The sequence below is a fragment of the Pseudomonas sp. LAMO17WK12:I5 genome (assembly GCF_900215165.1).
Taxonomy (GTDB): Bacteria; Pseudomonadota; Gammaproteobacteria; order Pseudomonadales; family Pseudomonadaceae; genus Aquipseudomonas; species Aquipseudomonas putida_A.
This window is the reverse complement of record NZ_OBDS01000016.1, coordinates 173,438-186,259: the sequence shown is the minus strand read 5'-3', so window position 1 is coordinate 186,259 and position 12,822 is coordinate 173,438. Positions and strand designations below refer to the sequence as shown.

At 59.6% G+C, this 12,822-nt stretch carries 15 protein-coding genes; 9 read left to right on the top strand and 6 right to left on the bottom strand.

All coding sequences use genetic code 11. The annotated features are described in order from the left end of the window. Positions 1–359 precede the first annotated feature (359 nt). On the bottom strand, positions 360–1,232 hold the full coding sequence (pdxY, locus tag CRO59_RS26235) for a pyridoxal kinase PdxY (protein ID WP_027610337.1): 873 nt from the start codon (positions 1,230–1,232) through the stop codon (positions 360–362). 117 nt (positions 1,233–1,349) lie between these two features. Here pdxY and CRO59_RS26230 point away from each other — a divergent pair, with 117 nt between their 5' ends. Continuing rightward, the gene (locus CRO59_RS26230) at positions 1,350–1,763 is read left to right on the top strand and encodes a DUF3301 domain-containing protein (protein ID WP_025112628.1); all 414 of its coding nucleotides are present in this window, start codon (positions 1,350–1,352) and stop codon (positions 1,761–1,763) included. Position 1,764: 1 nt separating this feature from the next. Here the strand turns inward: CRO59_RS26230 and CRO59_RS26225 are convergent, their stop codons facing one another. Beyond that, positions 1,765–2,736 carry a GTP-binding protein gene (locus tag CRO59_RS26225; protein ID WP_097090260.1) on the bottom strand — a complete coding sequence of 324 codons (972 nt, stop codon included), beginning with the start codon at positions 2,734–2,736 and terminating at the stop codon, positions 1,765–1,767. Between the two features lie 28 nt (positions 2,737–2,764). On the opposite strand from CRO59_RS26225, the gene CRO59_RS26220 reads away from it, so the two are divergent. Then, positions 2,765–3,121 carry a hypothetical protein gene (locus CRO59_RS26220; protein ID WP_027610335.1) on the top strand — a complete coding sequence of 119 codons (357 nt, stop codon included), beginning with the start codon at positions 2,765–2,767 and terminating at the stop codon, positions 3,119–3,121. Between the two features lie 4 nt (positions 3,122–3,125). On the opposite strand, the gene CRO59_RS26215 is transcribed toward CRO59_RS26220, so the two are convergent. Together CRO59_RS26215 and zigA are read right to left on the bottom strand one after the other, a co-directional pair. After that, entirely contained in the window at positions 3,126–3,776 is a 651-nt protein-coding gene (locus CRO59_RS26215; protein WP_027610334.1) for a DUF1826 domain-containing protein, read from the bottom strand. Further along, on the bottom strand, positions 3,776–4,981 hold the full coding sequence (zigA, locus tag CRO59_RS26210; protein WP_097090259.1) for a zinc metallochaperone GTPase ZigA: 1,206 nt from the start codon (positions 4,979–4,981) through the stop codon (positions 3,776–3,778). Before zigA ends, CRO59_RS26215 begins: the two co-directional genes overlap by 1 nt. A gap of 244 nt (positions 4,982–5,225) precedes the next feature. On the opposite strand from zigA, the gene CRO59_RS26205 reads away from it, so the two are divergent. Next, positions 5,226–5,603, top strand: a complete 378-nt coding sequence (locus CRO59_RS26205) for a hypothetical protein (protein ID WP_027610332.1) — start codon at positions 5,226–5,228, stop codon at positions 5,601–5,603. On the opposite strand, the gene CRO59_RS26200 is transcribed toward CRO59_RS26205, so the two are convergent. After that, positions 5,600–6,802: an N-acetylmuramoyl-L-alanine amidase gene (locus CRO59_RS26200; RefSeq protein ID WP_097090258.1), complete on the bottom strand. Its 1,203-nt coding sequence runs from the start codon at positions 6,800–6,802 to the stop codon at positions 5,600–5,602. The two genes, CRO59_RS26205 and CRO59_RS26200, sit on opposite strands and share 4 nt — an antisense overlap. 84 nt (positions 6,803–6,886) lie before the next feature. Here CRO59_RS26200 and folE2 point away from each other — a divergent pair, with 84 nt between their 5' ends. From folE2 to CRO59_RS26170, 6 genes are read left to right on the top strand one after another with little or no spacing between them, the layout of a single operon-like run. After that, complete coding sequence (gene folE2, locus CRO59_RS26195) at positions 6,887–7,783, top strand: GTP cyclohydrolase FolE2 (RefSeq protein WP_097090257.1); 897 nt, start codon at positions 6,887–6,889, stop codon at positions 7,781–7,783. Continuing rightward, on the top strand, positions 7,780–8,448 hold the full coding sequence (locus tag CRO59_RS26190) for a metal ABC transporter ATP-binding protein (RefSeq protein WP_096795437.1): 669 nt from the start codon (positions 7,780–7,782) through the stop codon (positions 8,446–8,448). The genes folE2 and CRO59_RS26190 overlap by 4 nt, the downstream gene beginning before the upstream one ends. After that, positions 8,448–9,314: a metal ABC transporter permease gene (locus CRO59_RS26185; RefSeq protein WP_097090256.1), complete on the top strand. Its 867-nt coding sequence runs from the start codon at positions 8,448–8,450 to the stop codon at positions 9,312–9,314. Before CRO59_RS26190 ends, CRO59_RS26185 begins: the two co-directional genes overlap by 1 nt. Before the next feature lie 11 nt (positions 9,315–9,325). After that, on the top strand, positions 9,326–10,201 hold the full coding sequence (locus tag CRO59_RS26180) for a metal ABC transporter substrate-binding protein (protein ID WP_097090255.1): 876 nt from the start codon (positions 9,326–9,328) through the stop codon (positions 10,199–10,201). Further along, positions 10,198–10,758 carry a DapH/DapD/GlmU-related protein gene (locus CRO59_RS26175; protein WP_097090254.1) on the top strand — a complete coding sequence of 187 codons (561 nt, stop codon included), beginning with the start codon at positions 10,198–10,200 and terminating at the stop codon, positions 10,756–10,758. Before CRO59_RS26180 ends, CRO59_RS26175 begins: the two co-directional genes overlap by 4 nt. Before the next feature lie 3 nt (positions 10,759–10,761). Beyond that, a complete protein-coding gene (locus CRO59_RS26170; RefSeq protein WP_097090253.1) occupies positions 10,762–12,093 on the top strand; it encodes a dihydroorotase in 1,332 nt (443 codons plus the stop codon). 94 nt (positions 12,094–12,187) lie between these two features. Here the strand turns inward: CRO59_RS26170 and CRO59_RS26165 are convergent, their stop codons facing one another. After that, positions 12,188–12,706 (bottom strand): DUF3617 domain-containing protein, encoded by a 519-nt coding sequence (locus CRO59_RS26165; RefSeq protein WP_097090252.1) that lies wholly within the window; start codon positions 12,704–12,706, stop codon positions 12,188–12,190. Positions 12,707–12,822 lie beyond the last annotated feature (116 nt).

Here is a 12,822-nt window from a genome sequence, read left to right as displayed (position 1 = left end):
CGCGACCAGCACATCAAAGCCTTCAACGGTATTGGGAACTTCAAAGCCGTCTTTCTGTGGTTGAACCCAGACGACCAGATTGGATTTGGAGATATCGATGCCGACCCAGGAAATCATGGCAAAACCCTCTTACACTCAGAAGTGAGAGTGCTCTGGCTTTGCCCACGCTTGTGATTCGAGTGGCGCTCGTCCAACTGTTCGGGCTTATGGGCCAGAGTAGAAAGGTGGATGGCAGCTTTGCTCCCACTCGTGCTTCAAGCACCGCGGACTCACAGCTTGCCATCCACCCCTCTCACCCCAGAGTTTATCCCCTTACTCAGACACAAGCGGGCTTGCTCGCGAATGGACGTAATGCGGTCTTACAGGCTGATCGCCGTCGCCTCGAACTTCACCCGCGGATGCGCAATCCGGTCCTGCGCTCGCACCAGTTGCAGCTCGTAACTGGCACACGCCTGGGTTTCCAGCAGCACCTCATGCACCGCCGCTGCGGTGAACTCAAACGCCGCCACCAGACTGTCGCCGAGCAGTACCCGCGCGAGGAACAGCCCAGACGTCAGATCGCCAACACCCACCGGCTGACGCGGAAACGCCAGCAGCGGACGACGCAGGTGCCAGCTTTCATCAGCGGTCACCAACAACATCTCGAAACCGTCCGCCGGCTTGCCCGGATAATCCAGATGCTTGACCAGCACCGCTTTCGGCCCACGTGCCAGCAACGCCCGAGCCATCGCCAGGCAATCGAACAGCGACTGCGGCTTGCGCCCGGAGAAGCTGTCCAGCTCCAGTTGGTTCGGGCACATGATGTCCGCCACGGCTGCTGCTTCTTCCAGCAGGAAATCGCTGACTTCGGCCGGCACACTGCAGCCCTTCTCCGGATGGCCCATCACCGGGTCGCACAGGTACAACGCCTTCGGATTGACCGATTTGATGCGCTCGACGCCACTGAGAATCGCCCGGCCCTGCGCCGCGCTGCCCAGATAACCGGAAAGCACGGCGTCGCAGTTGCCCAGCTCGCCAATGGCGGCAATGCCTTCGACCAGTTCGGGGATCTGGTGCGGCGCCAGCACTTCACCGGCCCACTGCCCGTACTGGGTGTGATTGGAAAACTGCACGGTGTTGAGCGGCCAGACATTCACCCCGACCCGCTGCATCGGAAACACGGCGGCGCTGTTGCCGGCGTGGCCGAAGACCACATGGGACTGAATGGCGAGCAGATGAGGCGTACGTTTCATTCGGGTTATTCCGTAAAACGATTGAAATTCAAGCCGCGCAGTATGCGATGAAACACAGCCTGTACGACAGACCGGCGACGCAGTTAAGCTGAGCTTATCTTTTGGAGTTTCCTGTTGATGCTGACCCTCGAAAACATCTTCGTGCTGATGCTGTTCGCCGCAGCCGGCGCATGGCTATGGCACAACCACGGCTTGCGCGAGCGGGCGCTGGAGCGGGTCAAGCAGCATTGCATCAACGTCGGCGTCGAACTGCTGGACGGTAACGTCGCGTTGAAAAAAATCGGTTTGATCAAGGATGCCAGCGGGCGGCGGCGCCTGGCCCGGGTCTATAACTTCGAGTTCACCGTGACCGGCGAAACCCGGCACAACGGCACCATTACCCAGTTTGGCGCGCACAGCGCACAGATCGAACTGGCGCCCTACCCGGCGCCGTTCGACGATACGCCGCCGGTGGTCGAAGTTACCCGCCCACGGGCCGAAGTGATCGAACTGAGCCAGTGGCGGCAGGAACACAACAAGTGGAAGCCTTGAGCTAACCCGCCGGCACCCGGCATTGCGTCAGGCCTGACTGCAAAGCATCGATACGTTGTGCATCGGCAAAGATCAGCTCTATACGTGAATCCCGTCGCCACTCACTCGGTTGCCAATCCAGTTCGGCGTTATCCACGGCATTGGCCGACACCCAGCCCTCGGCGCTGTGGATAACCAGTTTGGCCCGCCGCCAGTCCAGGCTCTGCAGCCATTGGCTCAGACGTTGCGTATCGAACGTCTGTCCCGGGTGCCAACGCCAGCCGATGCTCCAACCGCCCTCCTGTGCCTGACTCAGGCAGATCGGCGATGCCGGGTCGCTCCAGATCGCAGGAATCGGTCCCGATCCCTGCGGCACGACGAGGTTATCCACCGCAGCCCCCGCTTGCGCAGCCACACCCGGCAGCTCGCTCAACGGCAGTTGCGCCTGCTGCGTCCAGGTCATTTTGACTGCCGGCAAACGCTCGACGATGGTCTGCCGTGCAGCCTCATCCAGACTTTCTGCCTTGTTCAGCAACAGCAGGCCGGCGCTGGCCAAAGCCTCCTGCTGAGCGGGCGGCAAGGCTTTCCCGGCGGCCAGCGCCTGGGCATCCAGCACTAACACACAGGGCTGCAGCGCCAGTACACCCAACCACGGTGCTTCGCTTAACTGCTTGAGCAACTGCGCCGGATGGCCCAGCCCGGACGGCTCGATGAACAGCCGATCCGGCCTGGCTTTGCACAGCAAACGGCCGAGGCCGATTTGAAACGGCGCACCATTCACGCAGCACAGACACCCTCCGGCGACTTCGCCCAGTGCGATACCATCGGCGTCGCGTGTCAGCAACGCGGCATCGAGGCCGATCTGACCGAACTCGTTGATCAGCACCGCCCAGCGTTCACCGTCCGGCCGTTGGGCCATGAGCTGGCGAATCAGGCTGGTCTTGCCAGCGCCCAAAGGGCCGGCGATGACATGGGTAGGAATGTTCTGCAACATGACTGGGCGTTTTCTGAGGGGATTGGACATGCGTTGGATGGGATGGTCGTTGCTGTTGACGCTGCTGTCGAGCGAAGCATGGGCCCAGGCTTGCGTGGTGCACAGCCAGGGCGAGCGGCTCGACGTCAAAGTCTGCCAGCAGAACCGCAATATTCCCGAGAAGCTGTTCAGCGACGGCTTCTGCCAACCGACCCTGGCCGGGCAGAAAGTCGAGGTGCAGTACGTCGATCAATGCCCGAGCGGCGCGTTCGGCGTGTGCAGCAACGCGCAAGTCGCCAATATGCCCTATCGCCAGGATATCCACTATTACGGCGTCGCCTCCGACGCGGCGTATTTGCAGCCGTACTGCGAAGGCCAGAGCCAGGGCAAGTGGCTCAAGCCTTGAGCCGTCAGCCGAGCCAGTCGAGGGTGAGCAGCAGACGTCGCTCACCCGGCGCCGGTTGCGGGGAGCGATGAATCAAGCCATAGCCTTCATTGCCGTGCCACTTCTCGCCTTTCAATAACGCCACGTCACCGCTCTGCAGTTGCTGGATGTTCGCGATGTCCCGTGGTTCGGCGTTTGCCTGGCCCAATTGCTCGCGATCCATCACGCCTTCCTTGAGCCACTGACTGCCGATCCCGCCGTAGGTTGTAATCAAGCGCACCGGCACATGATCGACATGGAAGCGTGGGCACATGGCTTTGTCCAACACCTGCAGGCGCAAACCGATGCGGCGAGCGCCCAGCAGACAGGCGAAGGCACTCACCAGCCATTGCAGGTCCGCGATGAAGCCCTCGTAGCCTTGCAGATCACGGAACCCGGCGGCCAGTCCTTGCAGATCAGGGTCGGCGTCTTCATTCGGCAATTCGATGCACAGCGATTCCGCCAAAGGCTCGTTGAGCGAGAGCAGCAACTCTGCGAAATCGGCGATGTGCAGCGGCAGTTGGCGCTGCCAGACCGCGAGATTGACGTCGTCTTCAAGGATTCGCGTCAGCGTTTTCGGCGTTACCCCCTGATGCTGATGGCGCGCCCGGTTTTGCTGCAGTTTGAGCGCAAGCATCAGGCGGCCTCTTCGTGCCAAGGGCCGAACGGGTCCGGCAGCCTGCGCCAACCATCTGCGCCAATGGCCATTTCTTCATCAGTCAGCAGGCAGGCGTCGAGCTCCGACTTGAGCTGTACGAAGTCGATGTTCTGGCCGATGAATACCAGCTCCTGACGACAATCTCCAACGCTCGGTGTCCAGTTCTCCATGATCGCTGCGGTACTTTCCTGATCCTGCGGCCATTGGTTTTTCGGCACGAAACGCCACCAGCGACCGGCGAAACCATGGCGCATCAAACCACCGGCCTGCGACCAACTGCCCGCGTCGCTGGGTTTGCTGGCGAGCCAGAAGAAGCCTTTGGAGCGCAGCAGTTTGCCGTTCGGCCATGGGCGATCGATGAAGTCGAAAAAGCGCTGCGGATGGAACGGACGGCGTGCGCGGTAGGCTGTCGAGGCGATACCGTATTCCGTGGTTTCCGGCACGTGCTCACCGCGCAATTCCTGCAACCAGCCTGGGGCCTGAGCGGCTTTCTCGAAATCGAAACGCCCGGTGTTGAGGATCTTCTCCAGCTGCACCTCACCCATCACCATCGGGATGATTTCCGCCTGGGCGTTGAGGCGTTTGAGGATGGCCATCAGCTCTTCGCGCTCCTGTCGGCTGATGAGGTCGATCTTGCTGATCAGCAGTACATCGGCGAACTCGATTTGTTCGATCAGCAGATCAGTGATTGAGCGTTCATCTTCATCACCCAGGGTCTCGCCTCGGGAAGCCAGACTCTCGGCGGCTTGGTAGTCGAGGAGAAAATTCACGCCGTCGACTACCGTCACCATGGTGTCGAGCCGCGCGACATCGCCGAGACTCTGGCCCTGCTCGTCACGAAAGGTGAACGTTTCGGCGACCGGTAGCGGCTCGGAAATACCGGTAGATTCGATGAGCAAGTAATCGAATCTTCCTTCGCGGGCGAGTTTGCTGACTTCTTCGAGCAGGTCCTCGCGTAACGTACAGCAGATACAACCGTTGCTCATCTCCACCAGTTTTTCTTCCGCACGGTTAAGGCTGACATCGCGCTGGACTTCGCTGCCATCAATGTTGATTTCGCTCATATCGTTAACGATGACCGCAACGCGCAAACCTTCTCGATTACGTAGTACGTAATTCAAAAGTGTACTTTTTCCGGCGCCGAGAAAGCCCGATAGAACGGTCACGGGAAGTGGAGATGACATTGGATAATCCTCATCAGGTTGTGGCCGATGTGCGTTTTGGCGTGTTTTGGCGTGTTTTGGCGTAGCGCACCGCGTTCTTGGGCTTCAAAACAGCGCTTTGGCAGAAGCAGACGCTTGCAATCGGCGAGCTCAGGCTCAATTCAAATTTATGTTATAGTATAACAATATAAATAAGCCAGCCCCGCTCTTGCCCGAACCGATAAAGCGCTGGAAGCTGCACGCAAACTGCCCATCGGATACCGAGATGAAAATTGCCCTGAAATGCTCGCTGCTGAGTCTCGTATTGCTGTCGATGGCCAATGCCTGGGGGAAAACTCCCCCGCCCGCCAACTGCACACGCAGCGCCAATCTGCTGGCCTGCATCGATGCGCAGGGCAATACCTACAGCGTAAACACGGTGGGCAGCACGATTTACCTGCGTGGCTTTGAAAAGGACGGCAATCGCTACTGGGCGCAGACCAACAGTCGCTTCGGACAACTGACGTTCTTCACCGGAATCGCCTCTGACGGCGAAGCCTGGGTTGGCTACACCCATCGCGTCGGCTGGACGACGATCAATCGCTTTTCCAGCTCTGGCGGCAACAGCGCGAAGTTCACCTGCAGCCGGATCACCGGCTGCTAAACCTGCGCTTTTCCCTGCTCCTGCTGCCAGGCGATGTAGCTATCTACTGGCGGATTTTTCTGGAAGTAACGCTGCAGCCCTTCGAATAAACCATCCGCCACGGCCTGCTGATGTCGAGGCGTGACTAGGCGCTGGCTGTCACGGGCGTTGGAAATGAAGCCGGTTTCCACCAGAATCGACGGCACGTCCGGCGACTTCAGCACGGCAAACCCTGCCTGCTCCACGCGCTTCTGATGCAGCGTGGTAATACCCGCCAGACTGCCGAGAACGGTGCTGCCGAGTTGCAAACTGGCGGCAATGGTGGCGTTCATCGACATGTCGAGAATCACGCCGGCGAGCATCGGATCCTTGTCCTTAAGGTTGAGCAGACTGGTCGCGCCCAGCAGATCCGCGCCGTTCTCTCGCTGTGCCATGAAGCGTGCAGTTGCTGACGTCGCACCACCTTCAGACAAGCAATATACAGATGCTCCCGACGCGGTAAGACGCGGCGCCGCATCGGCGTGCACCGAAATAAACATGTCGGCCTTGTGCTGACGTGCGATGTCCACACGCTTGCGCAGCGGCACGAAGAAGTCGTCATTGCGCACCAGTTTTACGTCGAAGCCTTTCTCCCTTTTCAGGCGTTTGGCGAGCAATTGAGCGATGGCAAGAACCACATCTTTTTCTCGCTCACCCTTGGCGCCAACCGCACCTGGGTCTTTCCCGCCGTGCCCGGGATCAACGACAACGATGATGTCGCGCTTGGGGTGAGCCTGATTCGAGGGTGTTTCACGTGGAACCATTGCCGGACTTGATGCCTGTTTGGCGTTTACCAGATCAAGCACCAAGCGGTGCCCTTGGCCATCTTGAGGCGCCAAAAGGAAGCTGTTCAATAGCACCGGATGGTTCAGATCGAGAACGATCCGTGTATCACCCTGACCAAAACGCCCTGATCGAATCGAATGAATAGCTGTATTGGCAAGCGTCAATTGACTGAAATCGCCACTCAAACTCGCCCCGGAAAGGTCGATGATCAAGCGTTCTGGAGCGCTCAGCGAAAAGGTTTTGTAGCGCACAGGACCGCTAAGGTCGAATACCAATCTGAGCTTGTCATCCGAACGCCAGAGGCGTGCATTGCGAATTTGCGTAGCCGAAACGGTGAAGGGAAAAGCCAAGGCCGTGCTGGCCAGAAGCAGGTTGAGCAGATGACGTCGGTACATATGAAGGCCTGTTCATGAAAAAGGCATCGTGATTTGAATTGTTATAATGTAACATCTAATTCAATCAACACGACGGTTCCGAACATGAATTCGCTGACACTTCCGGATATTGCGACTCAAGCCGCTCGGCAGGCGTTACCGCTTGATTGGGTGGGAATGTGCGGCATTGCTCTGCCAGTTTTATTGCAAGGCCAACGTCTGAGCGCAAAAGTAGATGCAGGCGTGAGTCTCGATGATGGCGAAGCGCGCGGCATTCACATGTCGCGGCTATACCTCGCACTGGCGGCACTTGAGCGGCAGGACCTATCACCCTCCTTATTACGGCAGGTTCTCGAGGAATTTCTGGTCAGCCACGATGGTTTATCCAACAGCGCCTACCTGAAAATCCACTGCGAAGTGCTGCTGAAAAGGCCTGCGTTAGTCAGCCCTATAGCGGGTTGGAAGAGCTACCCAGTGAGCATTTCAGCGAGTCTGAAAAACCAAGTGTTCCACGTGGAACTGAAAATCGAGGTGCCCTACTCCTCAACTTGCCCCTGCTCAGCAGCGCTGGCGCGACAGTTGATTCAGCAGCAATTCATCGATGATTTCGCCAACAAGCCACTGCAACATGCCGAAGTGTTGGCTTGGCTAGGATCAAGCCAAGGCATTGTCGCCACCCCGCACAGCCAACGCAGCACCGCGCAATTGCATATGTATCTCGACGAGTTCATCGACGAGCTTCCCCTGAGTGTGATCATCAATGACGCCGAAGCGGCGCTCGGCACCGCCGTGCAAACCGCCGTGAAACGCGCCGACGAGCAAGCCTTCGCGTTGGCCAATGGACAGAACCTGATGTTCTGCGAAGACGCCGCGCGACGACTCAATCTGGCTCTGCGTCGCTCCCCCGGCGTCAGTGGATTCCACCTGCGAGTGATCCACGCCGAAAGCCTGCACGCCCACGACGCGGTCGCCGAAAGCCACTGGCATCGAGAACTCCAATGATCCGTTGCCACACCCTGAGTTGGGGCGCACCCGGCCAACCACTGACTTCGCCACTGACCCTCTCGCTGGAACACGGCAGCCTCGGCGCCATCATCGGCGCCAACGGCTGCGGTAAGAGCAGCCTGTTGAAAGTCATCGCCGGATTGCAAAAGCCGTTATCGGGAAAGGTCGCACTGGGTGTTCCACGTCAGGGCGGTTTGGCGTTCCTGCCGCAACAGCAACACCTCGACCGGCAGTTCCCCATCAGCCTCGAAGAACTGGTGGCCGCGGGTTTCTGGGGGCGTCGATTGTCGACGCAACTGCGCGCGCAACGACTCGTCAACGCACTGGAAAACTGGCACTTGAGCGGATTGGAAAAGCGCCCGCTGATGGCTCTTTCCGGTGGCGAGTTGCAACGTGCCCTGCTCGCCCGTTTGAGTCTAACCGACGCCCCATTGCTACTCCTCGACGAACCCCACGCAGCACTCGATGAACTGGGCCAGCAGTTACTCTGGCAACACATCCATGCCTGGCACTCCGAAGGACGAACACTGCTGATGGTCTGCCATGACCTCGCCGCCGTCCGCCAACACATCCCGCAGACACTGCTGATCAAAAACCGCGAATGCCTGTTCGGACCCAGTGCCGAACTGATCCAGCAAACACCCAATATGCAGGTGGCCTGATGCTCACCGTCGCCCACCTCTGGCAACCGTTCAGCGAGTTCGTGTTCATGCGCCGAGCGCTGCTCGGCGGACTGGTATTGGCCTGCAGCACAGCGCCACTTGGCGTGTTTCTGATCCTGCGGCGCATGAGCCTGATCGGTGACGCCGTTGCCCACGGTATCCTTCCCGGCGCGGCATTGGGCTTCTGGTTCGCCGGTCTGAGTCTGCCCGCGCTGACCTTCGGTGGTCTGGGCGCCGGCCTGGGCATGGCCGGTCTCGCCGCCTGGATTACCCGTCGCACCGGCCTGCGCGAAGACGCCAGCCTCGCCGCGATCTACCCGATCTCGCTCGCCAGTGGCGTGCTGATTCTTGGCATCGCCGGCAAACGCCTCGACTTGCTGCACCTCTTGTTCGGCTCGGCACTGGCGGTCGACGGCCCTACTCTTCACGGCATGCTATGGGTCTCGGCCTTTAGCCTGATTGCCATGGCAGTCATTTACAAACCACTGCTGCTCGATACCCTCGATCCTCTATTCCTGCAAACCGTCAGCCGCCTCGGCCCTCTCGCCCACGGCGTGTTCCTGACCTTGGTGGTGCTCAATCTGGTAATCGGTTTCCAGGCCATCGGCGCCTTGATGATGGTCGGCCTGATGATGCTGCCCGCCGCCGCATCACGGTTCTGGAGTCGTCGCCTGCCGAGCCTGATTGCCATCTCGGCGCTTATCGGCTGCCTCTCGGTGTGGTGCGGATTGTTGATCTCGTTCTACTACTCGCTGCCGAGCGGTCCGGCGATCGTGCTGGTCGCGGGTATCGGTTATCTGCTGTCCGTGGTGTTCGGGCCGGTGCACGGCTTGTTGCGCCGCCCGCCTTTGCTCACATCCCAATGAGGTGTTTCCCGATGCGCGCTCTACTCGTGTTGTTCAGCTTGCTGCTGTCGATGTCGTTATCGGCGGCGGAAAAATTGCCGGTGGTCACCAGCTTCAGCATCCTCGCCGACATGGTTCACCAGGTGGGTGGCGAGCATATCCAGATCACCAACATGGTCGGCCCGGACGCCGACGCACACACCTATGAACCGACGCCTGATGATGCCAAAGCGCTGCTCAAAGCCAAACTGATTATCAAGAATGGCCTGGGTTTCGAGCCATGGCTCGATCGCCTGGTGACCAGCACCGAGACCAAAGCCCCCGTCATCAATGCCAGTCATGGCGTAATTCCACGCTCGCTGGTGGAAGACGGCGAGACCATTCCCGACCCGCACGCCTGGCACAACCTGGCCAATACCGAACTGTACATCGCCAACATCACCAAGGCGCTGATCGCCGCTGATCCGGCGAACAAGGCCGACTACCAACGCAACAGCCAGACCTACCTGAAACAGATCTACGCCCTGCTCGCCGAAGCCAAGGCCAAGCTCGGCTCGCTGCCACCGGGCAATCGCAAGATCGTCACCAGCCACGATGCCTTCGGTTATCTCGGGCAGGCCTACGGCATCGACTTCATGGCGCCGCAAGGTCTGTCCACAGAGCGTGAACCGTCAGCCGCCGAAGTCGCCGCACTGATTACCCAAATCCGTCAGGCCAAGGTCAAAGCGGTGTTCATGGAAAACATCAAGGACGCGCGCCTGCTCAAGCAGATCGCCGACGAAAGCGGCGCACACATCGGCGGCACCCTTTACTCCGATGCCCTCGCCGCCAGTGGCCCGGCCAGCACCTTTACCGGACTGTTCGAATACAACCTCAACACTCTTTACAACGCGCTGAGCCAACCATGATCCGCAAGAATCCTTCCGGCGATCTGCCGCAAATTGCCGAGTCGGCCTACGTCGACAAAACCGCGATCATCTGCGGCAAGGTGGTCATTGGCGAGAACGTCTTCGTCGGCCCCTACGCAGTGATCCGCGCCGATGAAGTAGACGCTTCAGGTGCGATGGAGCCGATCACCATCGGCGCCAATTCGAACATCCAGGACGGCGTGGTGATCCATTCGAAATCCGGCGCCGCGGTGACCATCGGCGAATTCACCTCGATCGCTCACCGCTCGATCGTGCACGGCCCGTGCGTAGTCGGCGACCGGGTGTTCATCGGCTTCAACAGCGTGCTGTTCAATTGCGTGGTCGGTGACGGCTGTGTGGTGCGGCACAACTCGGTGGTCGATGGCCGCGATTTGCCGGGTGCGTTCTACGTACCCTCCACCACCCGCATCGGCCCCAATACCGACCTCTCGCAGTTCCCGCCGGTGAGTGTCAGCGCCTCGGAGTTTTCCGAAGACGTGGCACGCACCAATGTCGATCTGGTACGCGGCTACAAAGCCTTGCAGAACGAGTTCTGAATCATGAGCAGCGTGCTGATTCGCAACGCCAGACTGGTCAATGAAGGACGCGAGTTCGACGGTGATCTGCTGGTCAGCCATGGCCGCATCGTCAAGATCGCGCGCAGCATCTATGGTGAAAATGCTCGTGTGGAAATCGACGCCAATGGCCAATGGCTGTTGCCGGGGATGATTGATGATCAGGTGCATTTTCGCGAACCGGGAGCGCCGGCCAAGGGCAGTATTCACACCGAGTCGCGCGCAGCGGTGGCGGGCGGCATCACCAGTTTCATGGACATGCCCAACACCCGACCGGCCACCCTCACCCTCGAAGCACTGGCGGATAAAAAACGCCGGGCGGCGATCAACTCCGTGGCCAACTACGGCTTTCACTTTGGCGTAAGCCAGGACAACCTCGACACCGTCGCCGCGCTCAACCCCTGTGAAGTGGCCGGGGTCAAAGTGTTCATGGGCGCGTCCACCGGCAACATGTTGGTGGACGATCCGAGGACTCTCGAGCGTTTATTCGCCGAAGTGCCGACAATACTGCTGGCGCATTGCGAACACACGCCGAGCATCGAGGCCAATGCAGCACGTCTGCGCGAACGCCTCGGCGAACACCTGCCAGCGAATATCCATGCACTGATTCGCGATGCCGAGGCTTGCTACCGCTCCTCTTCGCTGGCGGTGGAACTGGCCAGACGTCACGGCACCCGCCTGCACGTTTTGCATCTGACCACCGCTCGCGAACTCGAGTTGTTCGAGGACAAGCCGCTCGCACAGAAACACATCACGGCCGAAGTCTGCCTGCATCATCTGCTATTCGATGACCGTGACTATCCAGCCCTCGGCAACCTGATCAAGTGCAATCCGGCGATCAAGACCCAAGCCGACCGCGATGCCTTGCGCGCGGCGCTGCTGAGCAATCGACTGGATGTGATCGGCAGCGATCACGCTCCGCATACCTGGGCGGAAAAACAGGGCCCGTATGCTCAAGCACCGTCCGGTTTACCGCTGGTGCAACACGCCTTGCCGGCACTGCTGGAGCTGGTGGCCGATGGCGTGCTGCCGATCACCACGTTGGTGGCGAAGACCAGCCATCGGGTGGCGGATCTGTTTGCGATTCCGGATCGAGGTTATTTGCGTGAAGGGTATTGGGCGGATCTAGTGCTGGTTGAGCCTGTGGCTCTTGAAGTGTCGCGGCAACCGATTCTGTCGCAGTGCGGATGGACGCCGTTCGCTGACAAGACTTTTCGCTATCGGGTGAATACCACGTTGGTGTCGGGGCAGATTGCCTGGCGGGAGCAGCGCATCAACGAAGGATGTCAGGGGCTGCCGCTACGGTTCATGCGCTGAATGATCAGGTGTCTGACAGGACGCCTTCGCGAGCAAGCCCGCTCCCACAAGGATTGTGCTGTCCCCTGTGGGAGCGGGCTTGCTCGCGAAGCTTTTAAGCTCTTGGCTTCACGGTGCCGCAATCCTGACCCAGCCACACCGCACGGGTTTCCAGACTGCCCTTCTGGTTGATCCCGATGGCGTTGAACGTGCCGTTGGCCACCGTGGTGAACTCACGATCACTGAGGAACGTGGCAACCCCGGTGCCTTGCGCTTTCGGGCAGCTGAAGCGGAATTTCCACTGGTTGCCGGTGCGCTCGGTGATCTGCTGTTTGCAGCCCGACTGCGGATCGGCCAAGGGAATATCGTTGGTCGCCACTTGCTGCGGCGTCAGGCAGGCACGAATGCCCTTGCCGCCGATGTTGATGCCGTTCTTCTCCAGCGCCGCACGCTGTTGCGGGGTCATCTGGCCTTGCAACTGGCCAAGGATCGATTGCACATCCATGGGCTGGTCATCGACCTTGACGTTGCTCGAGGTCATTTCCCACAGCCCCGGCTGCAGCATTTGCGCCTGCGCTACCACCGGCATTGCCAAACCCAGGCCCAGCGCCAAACCCAGCAGACGAATGTTCATCGAAAAACTCCTGATCAGTAGTGGCCGTTAGACGTCGGCCGATTGCTTCGGTTCATGCACCAATTAAATAGCGACATTCGCCTCGGAACATGGTCTGTTACGCATTGAGTCTTCAG

What these genes read in the sequence shown, in the direction of transcription:
- pdxY (WP_027610337.1), bottom strand. Translation starts at nt 1,232, where the DNA reads ATGAAACGTACGCCTCATCTGCTCGCCATTCAGTCCCATGTGGTCTTC.
- CRO59_RS26230 (WP_025112628.1), top strand. Translation starts at nt 1,350, where the DNA reads ATGCTGACCCTCGAAAACATCTTCGTGCTGATGCTGTTCGCCGCAGCC.
- CRO59_RS26225 (WP_097090260.1), bottom strand. Translation starts at nt 2,736, where the DNA reads ATGTTGCAGAACATTCCTACCCATGTCATCGCCGGCCCTTTGGGCGCT.
- CRO59_RS26220 (WP_027610335.1), top strand. Translation starts at nt 2,765, where the DNA reads ATGCGTTGGATGGGATGGTCGTTGCTGTTGACGCTGCTGTCGAGCGAA.
- CRO59_RS26215 (WP_027610334.1), bottom strand. Translation starts at nt 3,776, where the DNA reads ATGCTTGCGCTCAAACTGCAGCAAAACCGGGCGCGCCATCAGCATCAG.
- zigA (WP_097090259.1), bottom strand. Translation starts at nt 4,981, where the DNA reads ATGTCATCTCCACTTCCCGTGACCGTTCTATCGGGCTTTCTCGGCGCC.
- CRO59_RS26205 (WP_027610332.1), top strand. Translation starts at nt 5,226, where the DNA reads ATGAAAATTGCCCTGAAATGCTCGCTGCTGAGTCTCGTATTGCTGTCG.
- CRO59_RS26200 (WP_097090258.1), bottom strand. Translation starts at nt 6,802, where the DNA reads ATGTACCGACGTCATCTGCTCAACCTGCTTCTGGCCAGCACGGCCTTG.
- folE2 (WP_097090257.1), top strand. Translation starts at nt 6,887, where the DNA reads ATGAATTCGCTGACACTTCCGGATATTGCGACTCAAGCCGCTCGGCAG.
- CRO59_RS26190 (WP_096795437.1), top strand. Translation starts at nt 7,780, where the DNA reads ATGATCCGTTGCCACACCCTGAGTTGGGGCGCACCCGGCCAACCACTG.
- CRO59_RS26185 (WP_097090256.1), top strand. Translation starts at nt 8,448, where the DNA reads ATGCTCACCGTCGCCCACCTCTGGCAACCGTTCAGCGAGTTCGTGTTC.
- CRO59_RS26180 (WP_097090255.1), top strand. Translation starts at nt 9,326, where the DNA reads ATGCGCGCTCTACTCGTGTTGTTCAGCTTGCTGCTGTCGATGTCGTTA.
- CRO59_RS26175 (WP_097090254.1), top strand. Translation starts at nt 10,198, where the DNA reads ATGATCCGCAAGAATCCTTCCGGCGATCTGCCGCAAATTGCCGAGTCG.
- CRO59_RS26170 (WP_097090253.1), top strand. Translation starts at nt 10,762, where the DNA reads ATGAGCAGCGTGCTGATTCGCAACGCCAGACTGGTCAATGAAGGACGC.
- CRO59_RS26165 (WP_097090252.1), bottom strand. Translation starts at nt 12,706, where the DNA reads ATGAACATTCGTCTGCTGGGTTTGGCGCTGGGCCTGGGTTTGGCAATG.